Origin of the sequence: Paenibacillus assamensis DSM 18201 (assembly GCF_000422445.1) — a bacterium.
GTDB classification, from domain to species: Bacteria; Bacillota; Bacilli; order Paenibacillales; family Paenibacillaceae; genus Paenibacillus_B; species Paenibacillus_B assamensis.
Map to the genome: position 1 here is coordinate 13,090 of NZ_AULU01000017.1, position 26,934 is coordinate 40,023.

The 26,934-nt window shown below is 44.0% G+C and carries 24 protein-coding genes and 2 CRISPR repeat arrays; of the genes, 4 read left to right on the forward strand and 20 right to left on the reverse strand.

Going from position 1 to position 26,934, the window contains the following annotated elements:
- Positions 1 to 274 precede the first annotated feature (274 nt).
- The 16 genes from H580_RS0110660 to H580_RS0110740 form a co-directional block, all read right to left on the reverse strand.
- Complete coding sequence (locus H580_RS0110660; RefSeq protein ID WP_028594776.1) at positions 275 to 874, reverse strand: response regulator transcription factor; 600 nt, start codon at positions 872 to 874, stop codon at positions 275 to 277.
- Entirely contained in the window at positions 871 to 2,010 is a 1,140-nt protein-coding gene (locus tag H580_RS0110665; RefSeq protein ID WP_028594777.1) for a sensor histidine kinase, read from the reverse strand. The genes H580_RS0110660 and H580_RS0110665 overlap by 4 nt, the downstream gene beginning before the upstream one ends.
- Positions 2,011 to 2,128: 118 nt before the next feature.
- Positions 2,129 to 3,148, reverse strand: a complete 1,020-nt coding sequence (gene desA, locus H580_RS0110670; RefSeq protein ID WP_028594778.1) for a Delta(5) desaturase DesA — start codon at positions 3,146 to 3,148, stop codon at positions 2,129 to 2,131.
- Positions 3,149 to 3,493: 345 nt separating this feature from the next.
- Complete coding sequence (locus H580_RS0110675; RefSeq protein WP_028594779.1) at positions 3,494 to 3,937, reverse strand: HEAT repeat domain-containing protein; 444 nt, start codon at positions 3,935 to 3,937, stop codon at positions 3,494 to 3,496.
- Positions 3,938 to 4,024: 87 nt separating this feature from the next.
- Positions 4,025 to 4,189, reverse strand: coding sequence for a DUF3934 family protein (locus tag H580_RS25845; RefSeq protein ID WP_084509147.1), 165 nt, complete (start codon positions 4,187 to 4,189; stop codon positions 4,025 to 4,027).
- Between the two features lie 208 nt (positions 4,190 to 4,397).
- Positions 4,398 to 4,838: direct repeats of the CRISPR family, unit length 32 nt; unit sequence GTTTCAATCCACACTCTCGTGTAGAGAGTGAC.
- Between the two features lie 298 nt (positions 4,839 to 5,136).
- A CRISPR array of direct repeats spans positions 5,137 to 5,432; the repeat unit is 32 nt.
- 381 nt (positions 5,433 to 5,813) lie between these two features.
- Positions 5,814 to 7,697 (reverse strand): molecular chaperone HtpG, encoded by a 1,884-nt coding sequence (gene htpG / locus H580_RS0110690; RefSeq protein ID WP_028594781.1) that lies wholly within the window; start codon positions 7,695 to 7,697, stop codon positions 5,814 to 5,816.
- Between the two features lie 646 nt (positions 7,698 to 8,343).
- Positions 8,344 to 9,117 (reverse strand): LamB/YcsF family protein, encoded by a 774-nt coding sequence (locus H580_RS0110695; protein ID WP_028594782.1) that lies wholly within the window; start codon positions 9,115 to 9,117, stop codon positions 8,344 to 8,346.
- On the reverse strand, positions 9,118 to 10,137 hold the full coding sequence (locus H580_RS0110700; RefSeq protein WP_028594783.1) for a 5-oxoprolinase subunit C family protein: 1,020 nt from the start codon (positions 10,135 to 10,137) through the stop codon (positions 9,118 to 9,120).
- On the reverse strand, positions 10,134 to 10,979 hold the full coding sequence (pxpB, locus tag H580_RS0110705) for a 5-oxoprolinase subunit PxpB (protein ID WP_245583541.1): 846 nt from the start codon (positions 10,977 to 10,979) through the stop codon (positions 10,134 to 10,136). Before pxpB ends, H580_RS0110700 begins: the two co-directional genes overlap by 4 nt.
- Positions 10,980 to 11,195: 216 nt before the next feature.
- Positions 11,196 to 11,894, reverse strand: coding sequence for an early set domain-containing protein (locus tag H580_RS0110710; RefSeq protein WP_028594785.1), 699 nt, complete (start codon positions 11,892 to 11,894; stop codon positions 11,196 to 11,198).
- Positions 11,895 to 12,142: 248 nt separating this feature from the next.
- A complete protein-coding gene (locus tag H580_RS0110715; RefSeq protein WP_051217395.1) occupies positions 12,143 to 13,090 on the reverse strand; it encodes a putative RNA methyltransferase in 948 nt (315 codons plus the stop codon).
- A 369-nt stretch (positions 13,091 to 13,459) separates the two neighbouring features.
- A complete protein-coding gene (locus H580_RS0110720) occupies positions 13,460 to 14,029 on the reverse strand; it encodes a manganese catalase family protein (RefSeq protein ID WP_028594787.1) in 570 nt (189 codons plus the stop codon).
- 40 nt (positions 14,030 to 14,069) lie between these two features.
- Positions 14,070 to 14,339 carry a spore coat protein CotJB gene (locus H580_RS0110725; protein ID WP_028594788.1) on the reverse strand — a complete coding sequence of 90 codons (270 nt, stop codon included), beginning with the start codon at positions 14,337 to 14,339 and terminating at the stop codon, positions 14,070 to 14,072.
- Complete coding sequence (locus H580_RS26190) at positions 14,329 to 14,640, reverse strand: spore coat associated protein CotJA (RefSeq protein ID WP_157282849.1); 312 nt, start codon at positions 14,638 to 14,640, stop codon at positions 14,329 to 14,331. Before H580_RS26190 ends, H580_RS0110725 begins: the two co-directional genes overlap by 11 nt.
- Positions 14,641 to 14,923: 283 nt before the next feature.
- Positions 14,924 to 16,684, reverse strand: coding sequence for a dihydroxyacetone kinase subunit DhaK (gene dhaK / locus H580_RS25850; protein WP_084509149.1), 1,761 nt, complete (start codon positions 16,682 to 16,684; stop codon positions 14,924 to 14,926).
- A 76-nt stretch (positions 16,685 to 16,760) separates the two neighbouring features.
- Positions 16,761 to 17,894, reverse strand: a complete 1,134-nt coding sequence (locus tag H580_RS0110740) for a glycerol dehydrogenase (protein WP_028594789.1) — start codon at positions 17,892 to 17,894, stop codon at positions 16,761 to 16,763.
- Between the two features lie 351 nt (positions 17,895 to 18,245).
- On the opposite strand from H580_RS0110740, the gene H580_RS26650 reads away from it, so the two are divergent.
- Together H580_RS26650 and H580_RS23985 are read left to right on the forward strand one after the other, a co-directional pair.
- Entirely contained in the window at positions 18,246 to 19,454 is a 1,209-nt protein-coding gene (locus H580_RS26650; RefSeq protein WP_028594790.1) for a PocR ligand-binding domain-containing protein, read from the forward strand.
- Positions 19,455 to 19,563: 109 nt separating this feature from the next.
- A complete protein-coding gene (locus H580_RS23985; RefSeq protein WP_036605066.1) occupies positions 19,564 to 19,743 on the forward strand; it encodes a hypothetical protein in 180 nt (59 codons plus the stop codon).
- A 541-nt stretch (positions 19,744 to 20,284) separates the two neighbouring features.
- On the opposite strand, the gene H580_RS0110755 is transcribed toward H580_RS23985, so the two are convergent.
- A complete protein-coding gene (locus H580_RS0110755; protein WP_028594791.1) occupies positions 20,285 to 20,623 on the reverse strand; it encodes a zinc ribbon domain-containing protein YjdM in 339 nt (112 codons plus the stop codon).
- Between the two features lie 725 nt (positions 20,624 to 21,348).
- On the opposite strand from H580_RS0110755, the gene H580_RS0110765 reads away from it, so the two are divergent.
- Entirely contained in the window at positions 21,349 to 21,672 is a 324-nt protein-coding gene (locus tag H580_RS0110765; RefSeq protein WP_028594792.1) for a BLB8/JUQZ-1 family protein, read from the forward strand.
- Positions 21,673 to 21,942: 270 nt separating this feature from the next.
- Here H580_RS0110765 and amyS read toward each other — a convergent pair whose 3' ends face one another.
- Positions 21,943 to 23,487, reverse strand: a complete 1,545-nt coding sequence (gene amyS / locus H580_RS0110770) for an alpha-amylase (RefSeq protein WP_028594793.1) — start codon at positions 23,485 to 23,487, stop codon at positions 21,943 to 21,945.
- A gap of 232 nt (positions 23,488 to 23,719) precedes the next feature.
- On the opposite strand from amyS, the gene H580_RS0110775 reads away from it, so the two are divergent.
- Positions 23,720 to 24,487, forward strand: a complete 768-nt coding sequence (locus H580_RS0110775) for a class I SAM-dependent methyltransferase (protein ID WP_028594794.1) — start codon at positions 23,720 to 23,722, stop codon at positions 24,485 to 24,487.
- Positions 24,488 to 24,548: 61 nt separating this feature from the next.
- Here H580_RS0110775 and H580_RS0110780 read toward each other — a convergent pair whose 3' ends face one another.
- Positions 24,549 to 25,562: a phosphotransferase enzyme family protein gene (locus H580_RS0110780; protein WP_028594795.1), complete on the reverse strand. Its 1,014-nt coding sequence runs from the start codon at positions 25,560 to 25,562 to the stop codon at positions 24,549 to 24,551.
- A gap of 40 nt (positions 25,563 to 25,602) precedes the next feature.
- Positions 25,603 to 26,913 carry a 4-hydroxybenzoate 3-monooxygenase gene (locus H580_RS0110785; RefSeq protein WP_051217396.1) on the reverse strand — a complete coding sequence of 437 codons (1,311 nt, stop codon included), beginning with the start codon at positions 26,911 to 26,913 and terminating at the stop codon, positions 25,603 to 25,605.
- Positions 26,914 to 26,934: the final 21 nt, after the last annotated feature.

The following is a 26,934-nucleotide window of genomic DNA, read 5'->3' on the forward strand; positions in this document are numbered from 1 at the left end:
AACAACTGGTTGAGGAAAATAACTGCAAATGTGCAGGCATTTTTACGAAATAAGTGCCCCACATGGAAAATAAGCAGAAATAAATGCATATTCGCATCAATTTCTATTTCTCTCATAAAATGAGCTTTAAAAAGATGCATGTTTGCATCCATTTATTTTTATTGCATCAACTCAATTAACTCAAATGAAGACCGTCAGAGATAGTCAACTCATCTCCAAACGGTCTTTTACCATGTTCAACATATTCACTTATTCAACCTATTGACCTATTCGACTATTTAAACCAGCCCTTCTCTTTGAAGCGCATAATCGCTTCGATCCGGTTGCTGACGTCGAGCTTATCCAAAATAACCGAAATGTAGTTGCGAACCGTCCCTGTCGTTAAATACAACTGGCTTGCAATTTCTTTCGTATTTTTGCCATCCGCGATCAGCTCAAGAACTTCTTTCTCACGGTCTGTTAACGGATTCGTCTCCCCATACGACTCATCGACAAGCTCTGATGCATAAATACGTCGACCCGCCATAATGCTGCGAATTGCGCTTGCTAGCTCTTCACTCGGACTGTCTTTGAGCAAATAGCCGTTCGCTCCCGCCTTGAGTGCCCTGTCAAAATACCCACTTCGAGCAAAGGTAGTTAATATAAGCACTTTGCAGCCAAATCCTTTTAGCTCCTCTGCCGCTTCCAAACCACTCATCCCCGGCATCTCAATATCCATAACACAAATATCCGGCTTATGCTGACGTACTAATTCAACCGCTTCCTGACCATTGCTCGCTCGACCGACGACACTCATATCCTCTTCCAAATCAAGCAGGGAAGCAAGTGCGCCAAGCAACATGCGCTGGTCTTCAGCTATTACGATACGAATCATGATTTCCCTACCTCCTGTTCAGGTGCTCTGAATACGTTCGGTACACTAATAATGAGCTTCGTTCCATTGTCGGTTATCATTTCCATCGTGCCGTTCACAAATTCAAGACGTTCTTTCATGCCTTGAAGCCCGTTCCCTTTGGAAAGGTTGAAAGACTTCGGTAATCCTACCCCATTGTCCTCAATCCTAATCGTTGCCTTCGTTTCAGCAGATTCTATCTCAATGGTACATGCCGTAGCATGACTATGCTTCACAATATTCGTAACGGCCTCTTTCACACACATGCTGAGCACATTTTCATTTAATAATGATGTGTTGGGAAGCCTTACTTCACCTTTAACAACCAGTTCAATTTCCGCAGCTTTTAAAATTTGCTCTACACGGAACATTTCTTCGTCCAATCTAGCCCCACGCATTTGTGTGACCAGCTCGCGCACTTCCTTCAACGCACTGCGAGCGGCCTGCCGAACATCTTTTATTTCCGCTTGTGCTTGAACCGGATTCTTCGTGATGAGCTTGCTGGCTAGGTCACTTTTCAATCCAATTAACGATAACCTTTGTCCCAATGTATCATGCAAGTCACGTGCAATTCGTTGACGCTCCTCCAGCTTCACCAATTCCGAAATCCGCTTGTTAGCATCCTCTAACTGCACTTCCAACTTCTCGCGCTTATTTCGATTGTATGTCGTAACTGGAAGGAGAACGACACCAAGCAAGCTGACAAGGATAAAGGGAATCTGGGAGAGCATAACTGGATTCTTCGTTAAAAACCCGTAGTTAATCGTCACGAAAGTCGTCACGAGGTGAATGCAATACATCGTAATAAAACCTACTTTATGCTGAATATTTCCGATAAAGAACGCCAAAAAGAGCGAAAAATACACATAACCGAACAGTACCGTCATCGTAACCGAAATTAAGATTTGCACCGCTGTCCAGAAATACATGATCCGCCCTGTTGAAACAAAAGAAAGCACATAGCAAGCAAAGAACATCAGTACCATAGCGATGCCGATAATGCTTTCGTACATAGAGGTGGAACTAAATATAAAATAGAAAGGGAGGATGTAGAAGATGACCCATACATACGGGCTTAGACCTGTACTTCTTTGAAAAATATGATACCACTTCTGCATCGAATCCCCCCTTTCTCTTGCTGTCTCAAGTTACTTATATCGTACCATATCCACGATGAAACTTGTCGGATTCCGTTTAATTAGATAATTAAAGATGCTCTAAGAAGAGCTACTACGATTACTTCAATGACACGCTCTTACGCATCATGATGCGCTTCCGATCCTTGAAGCTGATAAAGGACTTGCTCTCTTCATCCCATAAGCTGAAACGAAGGGAAGACAGGCTTGTTCGCAATGTAATCGTCGTCGCATGATGCAGCGGCGGTGTGTCATCATGCGCTTTTTCTAAGTTATAGTTAGGCACTTTCGGGCTTAGATGATGCACATGATGGAATCCGATATTGCCCGTCAACCATTGCAGCACTTTCGGCAGCTTATAGTACGAGCTACCTTCCACCGCAGCCAATACATAACTCCACTCATCTTCATGCTCAAAGTAAGAATTCTCAAACTGATGCTGCACATAGAACAACCAAATGCCAAGCATTGCTGAAATAAAGAAGATTGGTCCTTGAACAAGAACAAATGCCTGCCAACCAATGAGCCAGCACATAAATGCATACAAAGCTACGATCGCAACATTTGTCATATGCGTATTTATTTTCTCCTTCGCTCTAGCACCTTTACGGTTAAAGCGATAAGCAATTAAAAAGATAGCAATGGGCCCAATGAAGAGCATTACAAACGGATTACGATATACTCTATAAGCTATTTTCGTCTTTAATGGAGCTGCATCATACTCATCAACTGTCAGTACCCACATATCTCCGATTCCACGCTTATCGAGGTTGCTGCTCGTCGCGTGATGTATCGCGTGGCAATTTTTCCATTGTTGATAAGGAACCAAAGTTATTACACCGGTAATGTTACCGATAATATCGTTTGCTTTGCGGCTTTTAAAGAACGATTGATGGCAACAATCATGAAAAATAATAAACGTTCGGATAACAAAGCCTGCTGCTATAATCGAGATCGGCAGTGTAAGCCAATACGATACGGATAAACTTGCGTATGCCGCATACCAAAGTAAAAACAACGGTATAAGCGTGTTAATCATTTGTCGAATACTTTTTTTAGGATCTGATTTTTCATAAGGCATCATGTCTTTTCTTAACTTCGCTTGTTGAGCTTGAGTCATCGCATGTATTCCTCCCAAATATGACGCATAACGAACCTACCCTACAAAGACGTATTTATCTAATGTTATTATAAAAAGAACCTGTCATAGGCAATAGTCATAAACGTCATAAGGGGACATGACATATGTCATATAGGAGGCTCGTTGTACTAAAAAAGCATGCCCATTAGTGGCATGCTTTTCCACAGCTGGAGTAAGCAGTTCTAAATAACCGACGGTTTTGTTGTTGAGCGGGGTTGGCAATATGATATTAAAAATTCACATAAAAAAAACGATTGCACGTCCATGCAATCGTCGTTTTCTTCCTATTCACATGTTCAGTAAGATGAACACACCTATTAATGACTACTTGTTAGATAGCGAAGCCCATGTGCTTTCAAGCCATTGATCGAACTCATCGCCTTTTTGTCCTTCGTAAGCATCATATACGTCTGAACGCATTTTTTGAAGCTTCTCTTTGAATTGCTCATACGTATGATCAGCTGGCAAGCTCTTTTTGATTCTCACCAACAGTTTCGTAAGTCCTTTAACGATTTCACCACTTTTTCTTGGCGGCAATTGAACATCTTCACCAAGCTTCTTAAGTTCACGGTAAGCAGCTTCTTGAACTTGATACACCGAATCATTCGTCAATCTATGCTTGAGTACATCAATCGCTTTAGGGTTGTCCAATTGACCCAATTGTTCAACAGCATCCAAACGCTCTCTCCAATTAGATGTACGGTTTGCCGCTTTTTTTAATTCCTCATATTTTGAAGCTGCTTCTTGTTGCAATTCTTGGTTGTCCAATTCCATTTACTCCATCTCCTTTTAACTACTCAGCAAACTATGCTTGTTCTCTTCTATAAAGAATTAGCAACATGCTTTCTATTTCGATCAGTCACCTTTAGTGTCACTAGCATTAGTTCCATTGGGATTTTTAGTACCCTTGCTTTTGTAAGGTTTTGGCGCATTCTGTCTCCGCTTCTCACTAGCCTGCCAGCGGTTCCAGCCTTTTTTGCCTGTTCCTCTCCCCGTTCCTTTACCTTTGCTTTTACTCAAATGATCACTCCGTTACCTATTTTGCACAGACTTATAGGTCGATCGTGTAGATGCATTACCGTTTGTCCCTGCTAAATTGCTCTTAATCCAAGCATGTTGAAATATACCCTATCCTATACCATATGTACAGAAAAAAGATAATCCGCTCTGGTACGTGCCAGACACGGATTATCTTTATTATACCTTATCAGTTGTGTTAGTCCATCACTTGGCAATCCTTACTCTCGTGTAGAGAGTGACAGAGACTGCATTTCTAACATCCCATGGCAGCGAGGTTTCAATCCACACTCTCGTGTAGAGAGTGACGTATGCTATATTTAATGAGTATTCGCTAAGGGTTTGTTTCAATCCACACTCTCGTGTAGAGAGTGACTCCCTCCTAAGACCACGCACACAGTGGAACAACTAGAGTTTCAATCCACACTCTCGTGTAGAGAGTGACTCCCTCCTAAGACCATTCTCACAGTGGAACAACTAGAGTTTCAATCCACACTCTCGTGTAGAGAGTGACGTTTCAGGAATTGGGTATATGGGCGGCATGATGTAGTTTCAATCCACACTCTCGTGTAGAGAGTGACTCATTAACTCTTCTATTTCAAACACTGTATCTTCTAAAGTTTCAATCCACACTCTCGTGTAGAGAGTGACTGCGACCTTCTTGAGCCCTTACTCCGCAAGGGCTCAGAGGCCCAAAAGTGCGAATCTCGTTTTTCATCCCATTTTCCAACGTGCAAAAATAAGAAAAATGTTCAAAACCCGCACCACTGCGCAGGTGCGAATACCCTAGGGATTTTATGTGCACTTCAGGTTCGCACCAAATCAAATCATTGAAAAGTAAAGATTTTCACTCAATCCATTAGTAGTTCACGTTAAGTTTTATTATGGTTAAATCGGCTAGTAATGGAGAGCGACCGCACTATTTCTGAGCATAACGGCTGTCTCGTTGTGTTTCAATCCATGCTCTCGCGTAGAGAGCGACTTATTCGCTCACAGAATCTTGCATCACTTGATATGTTTCAATCCTCGCTCTCGCGTAGAGAGCGACATACAAATGAGCAACAAAGCCATATTGAATAAACGGTTTCAATCCTCGCTCTCGCGTAGAGAGCGACCGATATTGCAAAGCCGGTAATAGCAGATAACAAGTTTCAATCCACGCTCTCGCGTAGAGAGCGACTCTAATTAAAAAAGTGATGAATAGAGTCAGAGGGGTTTCAATCCACGCTCTCGCGTAGAGAGCGACAGGTGTCTTTTCAGCTAGCATAACACAAGGGATCAGGGCACTAAAAGTGCGAACCTCCCTTTTTTCAGAACATTTTCTAGCCCAAAATAGGATAAAAAGGCTCGTAACCCGCGCCATAGCGCAATCGCGAACCTCCCAGGGAATTTATGTGCGCTACAGGTTCGCGCAATATGCCCTTAATTAGCACAATAACCCGCTCCAGCGTGCACCGGAACGGGTTATCCATTTGCGAGTCAGGGTAAACGAATGATACCTTGTTACGTGAATCATTTTAAGAAAATAGACTGATACGCAACAATCACTAAATGATTACTTACTGCTCACCATCCACCTTAACGACAGCTCTCTTGTTTTAAATTGTAGAGAATGTCTACCTCCAACCTACACCATCACTTTGCAAATGTTGTTCGTAAACTCCACTGGATCTTGCAGCGGCAAGCCTTCGATCAACAATGCTTGGCTGTACAACAAGTTCGTGTACAATGCCAGCTTCTCTTGGTCAGCAGATGTATGCGCCGCTTTCAAAGATGCGAACACGTCATGGTTGACGTTAATCTCCAACACTTTGTCAGCCTGAACATCTTGGCTGTTCGGCATTGCTTTCAAGATTTTCTCCATCTCAATCGTCAATTCACCTTCCGTGGACAAGCACACTGGATGGGACTTCAAACGCTTGGATGCTTTAACGTTCTTCACTTTGCCTGATAGCAAGCCAGCCATCGCTTCGAACAGTTCCTTATTGTCGTTCTCTTCTTCCGCAGAAGTTTCATTCTCGTCCGCTTCGATGCCCAAGTCACCGCTCGATACGTTTTTGAACTCTTTTTCTTTGTAGCTCATGATCATTTTGATCGCGAACTCATCGATATCGTCGGTGAAGTAAAGGATCTCGTAGCCTTTATCGGATACAAGCTCTGTTTGCGGCGATTTCTCAATACGCTCAATCGACTCGCCAGAAGCATAGTAAATGTACTTCTGATCTTCCTTCATTCTCGATACGTACTCATCCAACGTAACTAGCTTCTTCTCTGTGGAAGAATAGAACATGAGCAAGTCTTGCAGCACGTCTTTGTTCATGCCGTAGTCGCTGTATACGCCGTATTTCAACTGTCTGCCGAAAGCTTGATAGAACTTGTCGTACTGCTCTCTTTCGTCTTTCAACAAGCTTTGCAATTGAGACTTGATCTTGTTCTTAATATTTTTCGCGATAAGCGTCAATTGACGGTCATGCTGCAGCATTTCACGGGAAATGTTAAGCGACAGATCCTCTGAATCGACCATACCTTTCACGAACCCAAAGTAATCCGGCAGCAAATCCGCACATTTGTTCATGATGAGAACGCCGTTGGAATAGAGCTCAAGGCCTTTCTCATATTCCTTTGTATAGTAATCGAACGGCGTATTTTCTGGAATAAATAGAATCGCGTTATATACCACAGCACCGTCTGCACTAATATGAATATGCTTCAACGGCTTGTCGAAGCCGTAACGCTTCTCATTATAGAAGTTCTCGTAGTCCTCGGTCGTCAGCTCGCTTCTATTTTTACGCCAAATCGGAACCATGCTGTTAACCGTTTGCTCTTCTGTGTATGTCTCAAGCTCGTTATCTTCGCTGCCCTCGATTGGACGGTGGCTTGTCACATCCATCTTGATCGGATAGCGAATGAAGTCCGAGTACTTCTTAATGATCGCTTTCAAACGATACTCGTCCAAATACTCATCATAGTTATCTTCTTCCGTGTTGTCCTTGATGCGAAGCGTAATCTCCGTACCTACAGTTGCTTTCTCAGCTGCTGTAACCGTGTAGCCGTCCGCACCTTTAGACTCCCACTTGAATGCTTCTTCGCTGCCAACCGCTTTACTTACAACCGTTACGACATCCGCAACCATGAAGGCAGAGTAGAAGCCAACACCGAATTGACCGATAATGTTGTGTCCGTCTTTGATTTCATTTTCGGTCTTAAATGCAAGCGAGCCAGACTTCGCGATAACCCCCAAGTTGTTCTCCAACTCTTCCTTCGTCATCCCGATACCTGTATCGGTAAGCGTCAACGTGCGCTTGTCTTTGTCGATTGCAACTTTAATATAGTAGTTCTCTTTCTCAAATACGACAGACTCATCAGCAAGTGCTTTGTAGTACATTTTGTCAATCGCGTCACTAGCGTTAGAAATAAGCTCTCTCAAAAAGATTTCACGCTGCGTGTAGATAGAGTTAATCATCATTTCGAGCAAGCGCTTGGATTCTGCTTTGAACTGTTTTTTAGCCATGAAGAAGTCTCCTTTCAGATTGGAAAATAAAATGTATATGTGTATGTAGTTGTCTTGTTCGTTGTATAGGGCTGTGAGTTGAAAAAGGAGCTCTCGATCTTAGATGCAGATCTGCTCATCACCCTGTCACTGTTAGCACTCAATGACATAGAGTGCTAATCCCTCTTTTTTATATAACACACCCTAATTTTCCATGTCAATAACAATGAGTAAAATTATGTGTGGTTTCTTACAGAATGATCATGGACAACTTCCTCTAATGAGCGCCATTGCCGTTATTTTCGTGAAATCGTCCATTGTGGAAGTGTAACGGTTGTGGGAGAGCCTATTTTGCAATATCGAAAAATGTTATCGCTCCATCTGGCAAATAAGCGCGCTGGTGTTCGTTACATTTCAACATACGTCAATATAGGCAAATTAGCCTCTACTGCAACCGTTAGCTATATGCGAATTAGCCTTTTGACAATAACCGTTAGCGCAAATTCCCCAACGAATATGAAACAGTAAATTGCCCCTGTAAAATAAATGAACAACGTTCTCGCTCCGCTAGCACTGTTGTGCAACTTGCTGCTGTCTCCCGCTCCCTGTCATACATGTAACGAACGCCGATTGCGCCTTCTTTTATGCATTCTTTTATACAATGCAACTACTCGATCGCACGCCGCCCAACAGCTTGCAGCTGTATCCCTTTCGCTACGAGCATGTCCCGAATATGGCTGGCAAACACCTTTGCATGCTCCCCATCGCCATGAATACAGATCGTCTCTGCCTTCAACTTCACTTCTACATCATCACGCGAACGAACCGTTCCTGTTGTGACCATTTGGAGGATTTGAGCAGCAGCTTCGGCTGGATTACTGATCAGTGCATCTGGCTCTGTTCTCGGTGTTAAGCTTCCATCTCGACAATACGTCCGATCCGCAAATACTTCACTCGCCGTCTGCAATCCAATGCGTTCACCAGCTTGAATCAACTTGCTGCCAGACAGCCCATACAGCACCAGTTCTGGATTCACTCGATACACGGCTTCGGCAATCGCTATGGCAAGCTTCTCCTGTTGAGCGGCCATATTGTACAGCGCTCCATGCGGCTTCACATGCTGCATCGTTCCACCTTCGGCACGAACAAAACCCTCCAAGGCACCGATCTGATAAACGGTCATATCATATGCTTCTTCTGGCGTAATCGCCATATTGCGGCGGCCAAAGCCTGCTAAGTCAGGCAGCCCAGGGTGTGCCCCAATCGCTACCTGCTTCTGCAAGGCCAGCTGTACCGTTTGCCGCATCGTTCGCGGATCGCCCGCATGATAGCCGCAAGCGATGTTCACGGACGTTACGAGGTCAAGAATAGCCTCATCGTTGCCGATCGTGTAGGCACCAAAGCTTTCCCCCATATCGCAGTTCAAGTCTATCGTATACATTTAACGAGGACCTCCTGTCTTCATATATAGCTGAACGGATGTTGCTAACTGTAGCAATGATAATTGTGCTGAAATATACAGCTGCTGTGCTTCTTCTAGTGAAATTTCGGTAAAGCGGATTCGTTCTCCCGGCTTCATTTGAGCTAGTACCGGAAGGTCCACACTTGCCACTTGTGCGATTTTCGGATAGCCGCCGACGGTTTGCCGATCTGCCATTAATACAATCGGATTCCCGTCTGGCGGCACTTGAATCGTCCCGAATGACACAGCTTCTGATAACAACTCGACAGGTGCTTCCAAGCGAAGTGCGCCTCCCTCAAGGCGATATCCCATTCGATCGGATTGAGGGCTAATACGGAACCGTCGATGAACCAGTTCCTCTCGGCTCTCTGTCGTAAACTTCGCGAATTCACGCCCTCGTACGTAACGAATAACAGGTTCATAACGATAAGCTGGTTGAGCTGTATAGCCAATAAACCAAGTAGCTGCAAGGAAAGGGACTGCTTGCAGTGCAGCTTGACGCTCCTTCATATAACAAACAGCCAGATTCGATGCTGCACCAATAGATAGCACATCTCCGGCTCGCAAAGCTCTGCCTTCATGCCCTCCTATACCTGCACGCAAATACGTGCTGCGGCTTTGCAGCACCATCGGCACGTCAATACCGCCCGCTACTGCCAAATACGCCCGCGCACCTGATCGGCACTCTCCAAACTCCAACACTTCACCTGTTCTTACGAGGACAGGCCGCCACAACGCTACAGCTTCACCGTTAATCGTCGGTGATAAAACCCCTCCGCAAATCGCGATAAGCGCATCCACCCCAAAGCGAATCGCTGGCCCACGCAGCGTAATTTCCAATGCAGCTGCATCCGTTGCATTGCCCACCAATATATTTGCTGCTCGCAGCGCAAATGTATCCATCGCTCCGCTTACAATAACGCCTTGCTGCTGGTAACCATATCTGCCTAAGTCTTGCACCGTTGTAAGCAAACCCGGCTTAACTATTGTTAGGCTCATTGCTCATCCTCTTTCCATTCCGCAAATTGTTCAGGCTCAATCGGGTAGAAGCGAACGATATCGCCCATCTTTAGCAAGCTCGGCTCTTGATGATCCGGTCGAAACAATTGGCACGGTGTCCTGCCGATTAACTGCCATCCGCCAGGAGTAGCCAATGGATAAATTCCCGTCTGGCTTCCTCCAATACCAACTGAACCAGGTGTAATAGCAGTCCGTGGGGAGCTTCGACGCGGTACCGCAATCCGTTCATCCATGCCTCCGAGATACGGAAACCCTGGCGCGAAGCCGACCATGTAGACCAAATAAGATTGACCGCAGTGCAGCTCAATAACTTCTTGCGGGCTCAATCCTGTATGCTCCGCTACCTCTAGCAAATCCGGTCCAAACGCTTCACCATAACAAACAGGAATGTCTACTATATTTGCGGCATTATTTACAGCATCTGTGACAGTAATAGAAGTAGTGGCATTTGCAAGATCTACGGTGGTGGACTTCACGGTAGACGCCAGCGAGCCAAGCATTCCCTCCATAATTCCCTTTAGAAGCTCAAACGGAGAGTATAGGATCTGACCATCGCGACGATAACAGTGCGCACCAGTCGCTGGATCACATAGTTCCATTGGATCGTAGACTACTGTGATCGTTGTATAGGAAGGTATAAGTTCGATGATGCCTGCTATAGCAGCATGCTCCAATTTCACACAAAAGGTACGAATTTGCTCGTGAGTATCACGCTCAATGCCGCCCCCCCAATCGATGATTAGAGCTCGATCACCTAAGGGAACAATAGTTATGCGATCCACACTGCCTTCTTCCTGTGTATCCATTATCGTTGAATGCATAGAAGTCTCCTTTTATATGTCTATATGGAAAATTATAAATTCTACGGTATATCAAATGAAATTCATGGTAGCTTTCGTTCATTATATCGCACTGCGAGCACGAACATGAACGTTATCCTCCACCAACAAAAAACAGTCCCCGCCTAAGCAGGAACTGTCTCCTATCAGGTGCATTCATTGCAATTGCATCAAACATGCAGCAAGAACACGATTCAATTAAGGTACAACCACCGTTATCGTCGATGAAAGTGAAGTTCCATAAGAATTAATCAGCTTTACTTGGTATACATAAGTTCCTGAAGGTTTGTTGTAAAAAGCTTGGGAGGCATGTTGAGGCTCTTGACCATTATCAATCAATGAACCTGTATAGTTCGGAGATAAAAGGACACCTTGTCCATTCTCTTTCAACTCCCATCTATCAGCGTTGTTGCCAGACGTGATGTTGAAACCAACGGTAAAGCTGCCGTTAACAGGCTCTGTTGCGTAAATGACAGGTGTTGCTGGGGAACCCGAGTATTTATGAATATTTACGATTGCTGGCTTGGACTGCACGACACTTCCATCCTGATAATACGCTCTTACTACATATCCATATTGACCATATGCCGTACTAATATGCTCGCAACTTGTCGTCGTCAAGTTCGCGCATCCTGCTGCTACTTCTCCACCCCATGGATACAAAGTTGGATAACGATACACCGTATAGGAAGTCACATTACTGCCCCGATTGTCCCAAGACAATTGCACATGATGATTTCCATTCGCATCTTTACCCGTATAGGCAGCCGTAATTCCGAAGGCAGGGTCATTTACGATGCTACTCAAAGTGCTAGTAGCTGGGCTTGCAGCAAAAGCAGAAGCTGCCCCGAATAACAGCAGAACAAGCGTAGTTAAAACGATTATCATTTTTCTCATCTCATGGTCACTCCCATTTCTACGAATAGTGTTCATTTTTCATTACAAATAAGCGTTACTAGCCTCTCTATTCCTCCCTACTAAATGCACTCCACCTCCTATAGTTAAAGCGTATTAATATTATACTAAGCGTTAACCGAACACAGTTTAAAGTTATTATCAATTTATCTAAGTTATGTTGTTAATTTGCCACTGCTTCATATATCGAAAAATATTTCCTCAATAATCAGAGCATAAAAAAGAACAGCTCATTGGCTGTTCTTCTTCCCGATCAAAATACAATAATCAAAGGTTATCTGCATTGAATCACACTGTATCACTTCTTGTATCTTCTCTTTTGGTACTCCCCACGCTAACGGGGTCATTTCAATTAACTGTCTCAATTGATGCCTATTTAATGCATATTCATATTGAATATATTGAACATCTAGTAGTTCAAAGTGGCGCCTAAACAACGCTAACGTCTGTTCATTCGAATAAACCTTACTATCCACTTGGTTGTAAAGTAATCCCCGCAACTGCTGCAAGTATGCACGATTCGGAACTACTTTTACAATGCAACCATCTTTCACAAGTAGCCGCTGGAATTCTGTATAATTTGCAGGAGATAATACATTTAGAATCACATCAAATGATTGATCAGCAAATGGGCAATTAGCAAGATCGGCTACACACCAGATAGTATCCAGATCTTCATGATCTCGATATCCTTTAAGTGCTCTTGAAGCAACTGAGTCTCGTGCTCCTTTTCTAGAAGCCAGACTGATTCCTTCCTTCGCGATGTCGATTCCCACTCCAAGATGTTTACCATGCGAATGCTCCATCAAATTTCTCTGAATGTCGGACAAAAGGGAGCCCTCGCCACACCCTGCGTCTAGTATTTTCAATCCATTAACGGTAGGTCCAACTGCACGTGCAATCGCCGCATACACTGCCTCGATCATCGGCGCGAAAAATCCATCTGCACTTATAGCTGAACGAGCCGTGAACAATTGCTTATCATATTTCGTTGTGTGAGTACGGGATAGCATATTCACATAGCCATGCTTGGCAATATCAAAACTATGACGATTTCCACAAACTAAGCTGCGAGCTTGCACTTCCATCGATTGTGAGCAAATCGGACATGCAAAAATAGTCCCATACTCAGTAAACAAACGGATACTGTTATCTATTTTGATTTTATTTGTAAACACAACTAAAACACCTCATCCATTCAAATTTGAGAGAATGAAAAAGGCACAGTTAAATAAACTCAGGTCAATTTCATCAAAATGACTTGAGCCTATATCGCTGTACCTCTCATTAACGCAAACGAATGAATTTGATGATCATAAGTAAACACATCTCCGATAATTAAAATTTGAAGGGTTGAAAGTCTGAAATAAATATCCCTTCTACAGCAATTATATCACGATAAAAGTGATGTATGTACTTTGCCCGCTTTCTGCATTTGCTTGCACTACTACCATAAGCCCGTAGGATATACGATTTTCGCGTTAACCTACAGGCTGATTTCATTTTATATAACAATATCGTTTCCCTACTAATAAGGCTGCCATGAATCAGAACACTTTCTTAGTCCCTTGATCGTCTTTCACTATCTCTACTGCTTCACGGAAACGGAGCGAATGCACAATTTCACGTTCACGCAAAAACTTTAAACTATCCTGCAAATCCACATCATCAGTCATATTGATCAGCCATTGATATGTAGCACGCGCCTTCTCCTCCGCGGCAATGTCTTCATAAAGGTCAGCGAGCGGATCGCCTTTGGCTTGAATATAGGTAGCCGTCCAAGGTACACCCCCAGCATTGCTATAGTACAGTGCGTTATCATGAGCGGCATAGTTTGCACCTAGTCCCGCTTCCTCCATTTGCTGCGGGGTTGCATCCTTCGTAAGTTTGAACACCATTGTAGCGATCATTTCCAAGTGGGAAAACTCCTCGGTCGCGATATCTGTTAACAGTCCAATTACTTTATCCGGTATCGTATACCGTTGGTTCATATAGCGAAGCGCCGCTGCAAGTTCCCCATCAGCCCCTCCATACTGCTCCAACAAAAACTTCGCCATGCGCGGATCACACTTACTTACTCGTACAGGATATTGCAGCTTTTTTTCATAGACCCACAACGGTAATCACCTCACCCTTTGCTGTACGTGTTATACGCTTCTACACCTGCCACGGCCACGGCGTCTCCGCCCATGTAAATGGAGTACCAGAAGCAGAATGCCCAAAATTCATCAGTGGTCCATAGCGAGCTTGGAAGGCATCGGCCAGTTTCTTGCGCTCGCCTACATAATGGTTAAACTGCTGAATAGCTTGGGCATCGCTTGGATGCGTATCCAAGTACAAATTAAGCTCTACCAATATGAAATCAACCTCTTGCAGTATTCGCAAATCCCGATGATATTCAGGTGTTCGAAAAAGTTCATTGTTCATCTTTCGTACCCCCTCGTTGCGATTGGTACGAGCTGTACAAAAAAGGCCACAAGGTACCATGCTTTAGAGCTTGATTAAACGGAAATTGAGGCCAATTGGGCGGCTGAAAATTAATATATTGATTGATAGGAACTACATATGTCTTATATGGAAGTGGCGGACAAGGATCATACAATCCACGAAAAGGAACGTATTTACGGACTTCTTGATAATTTTCTAAAAAACTGTTAAGCGATTGTGGCGAGGAACCTGCTTTTTCGGACTTCTTTGATCGGTTATCCGGCTCACCTGCTTGGGCCATAATCGTCATCCTCCTAGCTGTTGTACTCTTTGCCTACTTCTAGGTCTATGAATAACGTTATGATGAGAACAGAATGTCCTATACCTTTTTCGTGTAGAACGACCAATCGAGGCATCCAAACGGCCTGACTTCGTCAACACATAAAAGAGGAATAAAAAAAGAACCTTCCGCTCCACTAGTACGTGGAATGGAAGGTTGGCACTCACTGTTAAAATGTCATTATTATGCATCGTTATAGATTTTTTATAGCCACTCAGTTCATAACGTACATTTCGATTGTCTATTATTTAATCTCTTCAGCCAGCTTCGTGAAAATAACGCCCAACGCGTACGCTCCCGCATCGGGGTAGCCAAGGCTGCGCTCGCCTACTGTACCCGCGCGTCCCATACGAGCAACAATCGTCTCCGTATGCTTCGCACCTTGTACAGCCGCTTCTGCCGCTTTCGTTGCCGCTGTCTTCATATCATCGCCTGCTTCTGCACGTTGTACCCAAGCATCCGCAAATGGAGCCAACGCATCAACCAGCGTCTTATCCCCTACAACGGCTCCGCGTCCGAAGGAACGCTCGCCTGTATCTTGAATACCTTTCACAACAGCTTGCATCATTGCCGCGAATTCTGGAGCAGACAGTTCCGTCTTATCGCCAGCCGCCTTGCTTGCCGCACGGAACGCCGATCCCCAGATTGGGCCGGAAGCGCCACCGCAGTGCTCCATAATAACGAGGGAGCATGCATGCAGGAAATCACCGATGTTCGTCGTATGATGCTCCATAATCTCCGCCCATTCACGCTTCAATTGGCGGAAGCCTTTCGCTACGCTCATGCCAAAGTCACCGTCACCCGCGTGCGAATCCAGCTCACAGAATGGAACTTCGTTCTCAATAATAATCTCGCTCATTTTATCAACAAGGTAGATCAAGTTGTTCAAGGAGAACTTGTTGTCTTGGACAACAGCATATTTCGAATCCGTCTCACAGCGGAACGATACCTCCGCATCGGATTGCGACTCCTCTTCTGCTGCCTCAATCTGCACCGGCAAAAACTCGCCGTTCACTTGAAGTGCTGGCGTATCACAGCTAGCTTGCAAGTAGTGCTTCAATTGCTCGTTCAGCTTCATAATCGTTACCGAAGCGCCTGCCATATCAATGCTCGTCATATAGTTGCCGACGAACACTTTGAAGATTGTAATGTTCTTATCTTTCAACGCATGTACGACCGAGTTAGCCAACAAGTACAGCTCTTGCAATGGCGAGCTGCCAAATCCATTGATTAACAGCGCAATCTCATGATGCTCGCTGCCGCTCAGCTTCATATCACGAATGAGGTCCGCGACCATCTTGCCCGCAAGCACATCCGCTGAAGCAATCTTCTCTCTGCGAATGCCCGGCTCACCGTGAATGCCGACGCCGTACTCGATCTCGTCATCGTTCAATTGGAACGTTGGCGTGCCTTTTGCTGGAACTGTGCAAGAAGTAAGCGCGAAGCCGATGCTTCTCGTATTATCAATCGCTTGCTGCGCAATCGCCTTCACTTCGCTCAGCTCTTTGCCTTCTTCCGCTGCTGCGCCAGCAATTTTGTGCACGAATACCGTACCTGCAACGCCGCGTCTGCCAACCGTGTACAAGCTGTCTTCTACAGCGATATCATCATCGACTTTCACGTAGTCAACAACTAATCCGTCTTCGCCAGCAAGATGAGCAGCGTTCTTAAAGTTCATCATATCGCCGCTGTAATTTTTAATGATCATCAAAGTCCCTTTTTTACTAGCTGAAGCTTTGAGACCTTGATACACCTGAATTTGAGAAGGAGAGGCAAATACGTCGCCGCATACCGCTGCATCCAGCATCCCTTTGCCGACGAATCCCGCATGCGCAGGCTCATGACCACTGCCGCCTCCGCTAATCAGTGTTACTTTGTCTTCGTTGATGTCTTTCTTTTTAATTATTTTATATTTGCTATTGAACTCCAATTCTGGATGCGCCAGCACGATGCCTCTGCACATTTCACGTACGAGCGTTTCTGGTTGATTCATTATTTTTTTCATAGAAGACACCTCTTACCTTAATTAGTACGTATTCGATAAATCGGCTTTTTGAACAACCTCTAAAATAGCTATTGCCTTAATTGACAGTCGTCTTATATTGCTGTCCCAATTGGTCCGCCACAATAATGGCTCCTACGACATCATCTGGAGTTACCGGGAATGGCATCGAATGAATCGATTCTTCTGGGATGCACGCTTTTACAGCTACATTCATCAATTCTTCTCTTGTTACTTCATGAACACCGATATCTGCAAGACAGACTGGCAGCCCAACTGAAACGCAGAAGCCCAATACTTCGTCTAGCTCTTCTTTGTTTGCATTTTCAAGCACCAATTGCACGATAGTCGTAAATGCGACTTTCTCGCCATGGAAATAATGATGCGCGCCTTCCAATGCTGTAAGGCCGTTATGGATCGCATGTGCAGCTGCTAAGCCACCGCTCTCAAACCCTAGACCAGACAACAAAATGTTCGTCTCGATAATATTTTCAAGCGCTGTTGTCACGATGTTTGCATCTGAAGCCAACTTCGCTTTGTAACCATCCTCAAGCAGAGTTTCATAGCACAACTTCGCTAATGCAAGCGCAGCCTTTGTTCCTTTTGCTGGCTCGCCTACACCTTCAATACGTCCGCATGGAAGTCCTGCGTTTACGTTAGAGTAGGATTTCGCTGTTGCTCTTGCTTCAAAATAAGTAGACAGCGCATCACCCATGCCCGCTACTAGGAACCGCGTTGGTGCATTCGCGATAACCGTCGTATCAATCAATACGACACTTGGGCTTTGCTTGAAGTAAGCATAGTCGTCGAACTCTCCTTCTGGTGTATACAATACTGCGGAATGGCTTGTCGGCGCATCTGTCGCAGCAATCGTCGGCACAATAATAAGCGCTTCGCCCTCAGCTACACATTTCGCCGCATCAATCGCCTTTCCTCCACCAAGGCCGATCGTACAAGCACAATTATGCTCTTTCGCCAGCTGCTGCAAACGAGCAACTTCTTGACGAGAACACTCTCCATTAAAACCGCTTTCAACAATCGTAACCCCATACTCTTGCATGGTGTGTACTAATTTATCTTTTACGCGTGCTGCGTCATCTTTGCTAGCAATCAACAAAGCGGATTCACCAAATGTTTTGATGAAATACCCAAGATTTAAAATTTCATTTTCACCTTGAACATATTTAGCTGGACTAATAAACGCTCTTCTCATGCTATTCATCCTCCTGTGCTGTAAGTAAATAGTTTATTTGTTATTAAAATAGAAAGTGACATTCAGGTAGTACATATAGGTCGTGTCATTTGGTTGGTGAGATTTAAATCAAACATCGACATAAATCGACAAAATTCATCAACACTTCATACAACTTCGTTATTATGATTCGGAAGTATACTTTTATTATAGGATTACCCAATGCTAAGATCATTGAACAATGAAACCTAAATAAAGCGTTTTCATATCGTATTTAGTGAATAGGCAGGCACAAATAGGACTATCTTGTCCTTGCATAGTAATATCATGCTATACTTAATTCAAGCGTATAAATGGAAGATGGTGAACAGCATGAGCTCGCAACAATTTCAATTGGACAACATTATCGACCTGGAAAAGTGGCAGAAGCTGCAGGACTCCCTATCTCTTGTCACGAAAATGGCCATCATTACGACCGACTACAAAGGCGTCCCCGTGTCACAGCACAGTCAATGCCAAAGCTTCTGCAAGGCAGTGCGTCAAGATGAAGCCTTGTCTCCCTACTGTCAAAAATGTGATGCCAGAGGCGGGCTTGATGCAGTGCGATTGAATAAGCCTTATATTTATAAATGCCACTTTAATATTATAGATATCGCCATTCCGATCATCGTGCACGATCAATATATTGGTGCAATTATGGCCGGCCAAGTGCTGCTGAAAGATGACACTACGGTTGAGCTGGAACAAATCGTAACGCGCGCTCCTAGTGCGGAAACAGATAATAAGTTCCGCAGCTTGGAGCAAGAATATGCCGCGCTTCCGGTGCTGACCTATGATGAGGTTACGACGATTTCCGATATGCTGTATCATTTGTGCAACTATATGGTGGAAGAAGCGATAGATAAAAATACTGTGATTGAAAGCTACCGCCAGGCGTTGGCGGCGAGTTCTTCTAGAGTGCAAGCAGTACATGCTTCTGAGCTGCAAGAACGTTCCGTCGTGCAAAAGCATTCTGCAATAGAAGTGCATGCTTCTGGGACAGACCATCGTTCTGAACTGCCAAAATCATATGTTAGTCCCTTGGCATCTTCTAGGCTGCCAGAGCATTATGAACAAATGTCGGACAAATCAGTATTGAAGCCGTTATTAAATGAAAAGCTGTTAAACCAACCATTTTCAAATGAACAGTCGGCAAGTGGAGACCTTGTTGTTGAAGCAGTTTCTTCCCATTTAAACAGTAATAAAACGGCTTCTAACTCCTTACTTCAGCCTGCTTTTGACTATATATACACGCATAGAAACGACACGATCAAGCTTGCGGATATGGCCGATCTTTGCCACGTTAGTCCGAGCTATTTTAGTCGCTTATTTACAAAAGAAACGGGTGAAAGCTTCTCCACCTTTGTCCCCCGCCTGAAGATGGAATGGGCCAAGCAAATGCTGGAGTGTACCGATTGGGCAATTGCACAAATAAGCAATGAGCTTGGATTTAGTGAGCCTAGCTATTTTATAAAAACGTTTAAGAAATTTGCAGGATGCACTCCTGCTGCGTATCGGAAACTTACATGGGTAAATAGTTGAATATAGAGCAGATAGTAACTGAATCAATAGTAACGTATTTTGAATATAAATAGTATTCGGGGCCGTTTGAGTTGCCGACAGACACTACTTCAAGTAAAGGAGACTTGAGATGAAGCTGAAAGTGCTGGAAATTATGATTAGTATGGTGTTAGGCTTTTTTACGGGAATCCTACTTAGCCCTGAAGGCATAGACGTCTCTGCAAGCGGGCTTTATATTTTATTGGGCTGCATCCTTTGGATGCTCATATTTATCTTTTTGCACTTGCCTTCTAGGCAGCGTGATTCATAGAGCACGGGCTCTGATGGGTTGGATTGTAGTTGAGGCGCTATATTTTAAGGTATAGCTCAAAATACATTTCAAGATAAATCTCAAGATAATCTCAAGCTGCAAACCATCCAACATGCGCAAAAGTGTAGTTATTTTCGCTCGAAAGTAGAAAATATACGTAAATATCGACAAATGTGCAGTTATTTTTCTCGATTATGCTCATAACGAAGAAATGCTGCAAAAATAAATGTATTTTTGTCATGATTACCCCTAAAATAGCAAAATTCCGATTAAATAACTGCACGATTGTCACTACTATCCTTATTTCCTCACCTATAATAACGAATCGAAAATGACATCAAAAAACCGGAAGCTTGATGCTGCCCGGTTTTTTTTGTATGGATATTGGTACTCTGTATGGATATTGGTTCTTCGTAATGCTATACCGCTGTAATGCTGCTTATGCGTGTACGGATACGTGTGCTAATACAGTGAATAGGCAAGTACTCACCCAAGTATCCATGCTTCAGTGGATATAGATGATACCGTAAATACTGCCCTACTACACCTTTTTCACAAACTCCGACTTCAGCTTCATTGCGCCAAAACCGTCGATTTTGCAATCAATATCATGATCGCCATCAACAAGGCGAATATTTTTAACCTTCGTACCGATTTTGATAACCGAAGAGCTGCCTTTAACTTTAAGATCTTTAATGACCGACACCGTGTCCCCATCTTGCAGCACGTTGCCGTTTGCATCCTTGATCACACGCTCGCTGTCGTTGTTCTCGCCTTCTGCTTGCGGAGACCATTCATGCGCACACTCTGGACACACGAGTAACGCTCCATCCTCATACGTATATGATGAATTACATTTTGGACAATTAGGCAATTCCATTTCTGCTATTCCTCCACTCTTTTCGACTTACAATGTATCTGTATATAGTGTCATAGTCCACGAGAGAAGGCAAGTTGAGTACTGATATTTCAAAACACAAACTGTTTTCGTATAAATACGGACATGCGAAAATACCAGTTCTCTTAACACGGATTGAAAATTAAATATAGTTCGTCTTTATGAGGGTACAATTGCAGAGAAAGAGATGCGCTGGGAAAAGGCCCATATTATTCTCATCATCCCTAACCTTTCCAAAGAAGAAGCCGTTAAAAAGAAACCCAATGAACTTATTGATAAGGAGTTGTAAGATAAGTTGGAAATTGGACAGAAAGTAAAAATTAAAGCTAAACTCGAACAGTTGGAACCTTATCCACCCATTCGATCAGTCATCGAACTAGAGGTTAGTGAGTAACGATTTTTACAATTAATCTCTACATTCATTATCCAACACTATCAAAACTTTATAAGTGCAGTTTGCATACATAATACGCACGCCCCTCCATGGAGCGTGCGTTTTCACTCTTCTATCATTTTCATCAATCTATAACTAACCTTTATCAAAAGTTTACCATTTCTTGATAGTAATAGCTCCCCTTTGATCGTAAAATGAAGTCGTCAAGTTCGGATCTTCATACTCTTGCGCATCGAGTAGGAAGATCGATTGCACTCACAATGCTCATACTCCACGAACATCGACATCATTCTACTTATGGAGGTATTTGAATATGAAAAATATGAGCAAATTGTTGATGTCCACTGTATTAGCGTTCGGTCTTCTGTCAGGCTCCGTTGGCGCTCTTGGCGCTGAAAGCGTAAGTCAATCATCTGTAACTACATTCGATGTCGTTCATCCTGTTCTTGAGTTAAAAGTAGGGGAAACGTATCAGTTTGGCGGTAAGGGGTACAGCGCATGGTTGATCAGCGGACAGGGAGTAGTTAGTATAGACCAATTCGGGAAGGTTACCGCGTTAAGCCCTGGTGATGCTCTGGTCCATGTTTATCCGACCAGTGGAATTAAACAAATTCGTCCTATTAAAGTCGTAAATTAAGTTATAGATTTTAATATAATAGCAGAATCGACCGTTCCTATTCCTATGGAAACGGTCGATTCTTTTCCATTTTAGCCCCAACTATGAACAAAAAATATATCACGTAATCACTTATTCTGTACAATCTAGCAAAGATGCTGAACCGTTGCATAGCCAAAAAGCGCCAAAGACACTAAGCTCTCTCTGTCCAAAAAAACAGCGACCGCCCCTTTTTAATGCCTTTGACGCCTCTATCATTATTATTTTTCAGTACAACTCTCTTAAACGCTTTTACTTCTCCACATAAATGGACACAGAACCGCCGTTCACGTGGAACTCGCCCCAGCCATCTTGGTTAATCGTTACCGTCTCCTTGCGATTGCCTGTAAGGTCGTGCCACACTTCGCCAGCATTATGCTTACCCACATTCATCCATTTGGAGCCGCCTGGGCCATCCGTAATCAGTGTTGCCAAGCCGGACTTCGCACGAGTGCTCTCGCCTTCACGCGTCCAGCCGATCACATCCCAATGATCGAGATAATCATGCTGCTTGCCATATGCATAGTCTTTACGAGCTTTCAGCATCGGTTCGAGCTTGTCCTTCATCGCTGGAATTTCATACGTGCTGCTGCCTTTTGTACCATAGTAATCACCATAAAATACAGAAGGATAGCCCTGCTCACGAGTCAAAATAAACGCATACGCCAACGGCTTGAACCATGGGCTTACGACAGATTCCAATGCCTGTCCTGGCTGCGAATCATGGTTCTCAACCAACGTTACCGCTAACGTCGGATGGTTAGCTACTACCGTACCATTTAAAATATTTCTCATATCATAATTACCATGTCCAGTCGAAGCATAATGGAAATTGTAATGCAGCGGCGCATCAAATACGGATTGGTTGTAATTCGTTTTCGCCAAATAATTATTCAAGGCATTAACATCGTTCTGCCAATACTCGGCTACTGTGAACATTTCTTTGCCTGTCTGCTGCCTAACATGGTTCACCCAGTCACCCAAATAGTCATGCTTAATATGCTTAACCGCATCTAGACGGAAACCATCCAGATTCAATTCATTTGCGTACCATGTGCCCCAACGCTTCATTTCGTTTGCCACATCAGGATGATCAAAGTCAAGATCGGCAAACATCAAGTAATCATAGTTTCCTTTTTCACTGGATACTTCCCAGTCCCATGCTTTACCGATACCTCTAAATTTATAAATACGATTCAAGTCTCTGCCTTCATCCCAATCTGTCCCGTTGAAATGATACCAGTTCCACTTGAAATCTGAATATGTATGATTACGTCCCTTAAAGTCAAAGCCTGTCCATGCATCAATCTGATAATCACCAGATGTTTCACGATTGCGGTTGTTCGGATCCACCTCGACGGAAGTTACTTTCTCTGTAAAGTCAGCTCCGCCCTTATGGTTCATAACCACATCGCCATATACATCCACATTTTGAGCATGCAGCGCACGAATAGCTGACTTTAATTCTGCTTTCGTGCCGTACTTGGTACGAACCGTACCTTTCTGATTAAACTCGCCCAAGTCATATAGATCATAGGCTCCATAGCCGACATCGTTTTGCTGTGTCCCTTTATAGGCAGGCGGTATCCATACCGCTGTTATGCCCTTATCCGCTAGATTGGCAGCGTCATCGTGCAAACGTTTCCAATGAAGTCCATCATTAGGGAGGTACCATTCAAAATACTGCATCATCGTTCCATTATGAGCATTAGCTGCCGCTTCTGCCTTGGAACCCGTTGAAACATAAGGAATCATCATCCCTAACGCTACACATGTAACAAGTATTCGTTTCATCATTTTCAATGCGAGTCACACCCTTTTGTCTATTCTTGATAGTCTGATCTATGAAAACGTTTGCATAAATCTATTACTCATTATAGTTTTAGTTGGATTAGCCGTAAAGTAGAATTTGAAAAATTACCCGCTTATTAGTCTAAACAAGCTTTCACAGCGCACTTCTTGACTGTTCTCTATTTTAATTTTATAATCTGGGTAAATTTTACACAATCATAAACAAAGGAGAAATAACATGTCGTTTAGTTTTTATGGTGAACTTTGTACCGAAGTATATGAGCTAACTAAGCCAATCGGCCACTCTATTGATGGGGATCTGGAATTTTATAAACAGAAGCTCGCAGCATGTGAAGGACGCATTTTAGAGGTAATGGTTGGCTCTGGCCGTGTTATGATTCCTCTGCTTGAAGCTGGCTTTGCCGTGGACGGAATAGACTATTCTCCTGAAATGCTCGCTGTCTGCCGCCAACATTGTGAAGCGCGCGGACTTCAAGCGAATCTAGTGCAAGCCGATTTGCTGCAACTTTCGCTGCCCAATCAGTACGAAGCCATTATTATTCCAACCGGTTCATTTCTATTAATTGAGAATCGTCAACAGTCTATTCAGGCTTTGCAGCGACTTTATGAGCATCTTCAACCTGGCGGCAAACTCATTGTTGACCTCTTCTTGCCTGATACTAACTTTAAGATAGGCACATTCGAAGGAACCTCGACATTCCATTTTCCAAATGGCGATCTGATTACAATGGAAAGCAAGCTCGTCGAGGCTGATCTATTCAACCAATGTAAAGTCTCTCATCTTAAATATGAAAAATGGCGAGACGGCAACCTCGTACAAACAGAGTTGCAGCGCTTCGCCATAAGATGGTACGGTGTTGAGGAATTCAAGCTAGTGCTTGAGAGCCTTGGATTTACCGATATCGTAGTATCCGCAGATTATGTAGATGGACGACAACCAAGCGATGCCCAACAATGTTATACATTTGAAGCGATTAAGAAATAAGGATTATGGTTTTGAAAATGAGAGTAAAAGCTAGAACCCATAATCTCTAACAACCATTCGATTATTCCACCGCTATCGGTTCAAGCGCTTCGAATAAAAATGGTCGATCCTGCAAATAGCTCTGAATAATCGCCTGTGCATACGGCTGTTCTGCGTTCAGACCAGCCGTTTCTCTAGGATCAGAACAATGATAACAGTAATTCTCGATCATAAACATCACGAACATACTCGCAAGCGGTCGCTCATAATCCTCTTCCAGCTTCCTAATGCTTTCATAGCCTTCAAGAAAGATCCTCCGATGTTCCCCACCGAGCCCTAGTATCGTACCTGCTATATCATATAAATAATACCCATAGCCGCATCTTGCAAAGTCGATTGGGAAAGCCTCTTCCCCTTTGAAAATAACATTTTCCATATGCAAATCAGCATGGATCAAGCCAAAGTTATATGCCTGTTTCTCTACCGCCTCTAAGTCCGCTATCATTTTAGCAGCTGCGCTTTGATACATACTCCACCCTTTTTCAGATAAGAAGCATGGATAGTACTGTTCAAGTTTAGCCATGTTTTTGCGGAAGCTGTCCACTCCCCAAGTAGGGAAAGCATGATCGCCGTCAGGAGTAAATTCCGCAGCAGCATTGTGCAGCCTTGCCATCAGCTGCCCCATATTGCTTGCCTGACGTTCGGTAGGTGCCTCGCTCAACAGGTCACCCTCCAACCATTTCATCAGCGTAGCATATATCGTCTCTCCTTGATCCGAAACAAGTCCCAATACATACTCGCCACTACGACTTACCTGACCTTCAGGAACAATAAGTCCACGACTGCCCAGTGCCTGAAGCAGCATCATCTCAGCACGAATTTCTGCTTTTGCTCTACTATGGTTATGAATGCGCAGCAAGAAGCTCTCTTCCTGCTCGGTTTCAATTTTAAACGTAATCGTATCTGATAATTTATTAAACTCAATTCGTGTCCACGCTAGATCATAGTGCTGTACGGCCGCCAAAGCAACATTTCGCACACTCGTTAGTACATTTCGTCTTTTTTCATCTGTGTCGATTTGCCAACCTTGATTCATCTCAATGCCCCCTGATCTCTACTTGCTTTGCTCTTATGCCCTACTTACCTGCATAATGCGCTGCAAATGTGTTCGCATAATCACCTTGCCTACACAGACGCTCAAGTCTCGCCCTTCGCAAACGATCTGAATAAGTGCGACTCCCGCTTTCATCCAAATCATGAATCAAGCGCAGCATCCAATCCGAGAACTCAATCGTCTGCCACACATGAGGCAATCGCATTTCCGTATACTTACTTAGCTGCGTTCCGTCTCCTTCACCGTAATAGGTAATAAAAGCTTCCGCCAGAAACTCAGAATCGGCAATAGCAAGATTCATCCCTTTGGCCCCAACTGGCGTAATAATATGGGCAGCATCACCAGCTAGAAATAGGTTGCCGTACTGCATCGTTTCCGTAACAACACTGCGCATTTCAAGTACTCGACGCTCAATAATTTTGCCGGGAATGTGTTCATCATCACCTTGACCATCCACAGCCATACGCTTGCGAAGCTCGCTCCATATACGCTCTTCGGGCCAATCGGATTCTTTATCGCGTGGGGAACATTCCAAATAATAGCGAGTCACTTGTGGTGTACGCGGCATTTGACCCGCGAAGCCTGATTCATGCAGCGCATAGATCACTCGTTCCGTCGAAGATGGGACTTCGGCCAACAGCGCAAGCCATCCAATGCCATACTGCTTCGTTATCGTAGAAAAATGATCGGATGGAATAGAAGCTCGGGCAATACCATGGTACCCATCACACCCCGCAACAAAGTCGCATTCCACTTGTTTCTGGGCAGGCGAATGCTCCAACAGACTATGCGACTGACAATGAATGACCGCTGTATCATCCTGAAGCCCTTCGATCTTAATAACCGGATGAGAAAACAAAATCGTACCACCACGCGTCATAAACAGCTCAATGAGATCGCTGACCACGAATTGCTGCGGATAGACCGTATGAGCACAGCCTGCCATTTCCCCGTACGGAACGATGTACTGCCGCCCCTCTAATCGGAATTCACAAGTCGTATGTTGTACACCGTGCAGATCCAAGCCGTTAGAAAATCCGTTCCTGCGCAGAAATTCCACAATACGATGTTCCAGAAATCCTGCTCTCGCACGTGTCTCCGCATACTCCCTTGTTTGGCGTTCCAGAACGATGCATGAAATACCTGCCTGCTGTAACAAGAGTGCAAGAACGAGACCCGCAGGTCCTGCTCCCACCACCCCAACCTGGGTACGAAAATGTCCATCTATATTTACCGAATGATTAGCATCTTTCTCCTGATTGTCCGTGTCCGAATAGGATACGGCTTGTTCTTCTACATGCTCATCCTGTTCAGTCGAATTACACTTCACCATCACAATTCCCCCTATCTACCC

Excerpts from the sequence above, each read along its gene's own strand:
- H580_RS0110755 (WP_028594791.1), bottom strand. The coding sequence starts at position 20,623 with ATGGAATTGCCTAATTGTCCAAAATGTAATTCATCATATACGTATGAG.
- pxpB (WP_245583541.1), bottom strand. The coding sequence starts at position 10,979 with ATGCATTCAACGATAATGGATACACAGGAAGAAGGCAGTGTGGATCGC.
- H580_RS23985 (WP_036605066.1), top strand. The coding sequence starts at position 19,564 with ATGAAGCTGAAAGTGCTGGAAATTATGATTAGTATGGTGTTAGGCTTT.
- H580_RS0110765 (WP_028594792.1), top strand. The coding sequence starts at position 21,349 with ATGAAAAATATGAGCAAATTGTTGATGTCCACTGTATTAGCGTTCGGT.
- H580_RS26650 (WP_028594790.1), top strand. The coding sequence starts at position 18,246 with ATGAGCTCGCAACAATTTCAATTGGACAACATTATCGACCTGGAAAAG.
- H580_RS0110710 (WP_028594785.1), bottom strand. The coding sequence starts at position 11,894 with ATGAGAAAAATGATAATCGTTTTAACTACGCTTGTTCTGCTGTTATTC.
- htpG (WP_028594781.1), bottom strand. The coding sequence starts at position 7,697 with ATGGCTAAAAAACAGTTCAAAGCAGAATCCAAGCGCTTGCTCGAAATG.
- H580_RS0110725 (WP_028594788.1), bottom strand. The coding sequence starts at position 14,339 with ATGAACAATGAACTTTTTCGAACACCTGAATATCATCGGGATTTGCGA.
- H580_RS0110775 (WP_028594794.1), top strand. The coding sequence starts at position 23,720 with ATGTCGTTTAGTTTTTATGGTGAACTTTGTACCGAAGTATATGAGCTA.
- H580_RS0110665 (WP_028594777.1), bottom strand. The coding sequence starts at position 2,010 with ATGCAGAAGTGGTATCATATTTTTCAAAGAAGTACAGGTCTAAGCCCG.
- H580_RS0110780 (WP_028594795.1), bottom strand. The coding sequence starts at position 25,562 with ATGAATCAAGGTTGGCAAATCGACACAGATGAAAAAAGACGAAATGTA.
- H580_RS0110695 (WP_028594782.1), bottom strand. The coding sequence starts at position 9,117 with ATGTATACGATAGACTTGAACTGCGATATGGGGGAAAGCTTTGGTGCC.
- H580_RS0110740 (WP_028594789.1), bottom strand. The coding sequence starts at position 17,894 with ATGAGAAGAGCGTTTATTAGTCCAGCTAAATATGTTCAAGGTGAAAAT.
- H580_RS26190 (WP_157282849.1), bottom strand. The coding sequence starts at position 14,640 with ATGGCCCAAGCAGGTGAGCCGGATAACCGATCAAAGAAGTCCGAAAAA.
- amyS (WP_028594793.1), bottom strand. The coding sequence starts at position 23,487 with ATGATGAAACGAATACTTGTTACATGTGTAGCGTTAGGGATGATGATT.
- desA (WP_028594778.1), bottom strand. The coding sequence starts at position 3,148 with ATGACTCAAGCTCAACAAGCGAAGTTAAGAAAAGACATGATGCCTTAT.
- dhaK (WP_084509149.1), bottom strand. The coding sequence starts at position 16,684 with ATGAAAAAAATAATGAATCAACCAGAAACGCTCGTACGTGAAATGTGC.
- H580_RS0110700 (WP_028594783.1), bottom strand. The coding sequence starts at position 10,137 with ATGAGCCTAACAATAGTTAAGCCGGGTTTGCTTACAACGGTGCAAGAC.
- H580_RS0110660 (WP_028594776.1), bottom strand. The coding sequence starts at position 874 with ATGATTCGTATCGTAATAGCTGAAGACCAGCGCATGTTGCTTGGCGCA.
- H580_RS0110785 (WP_051217396.1), bottom strand. The coding sequence starts at position 26,913 with ATGGTGAAGTGTAATTCGACTGAACAGGATGAGCATGTAGAAGAACAA.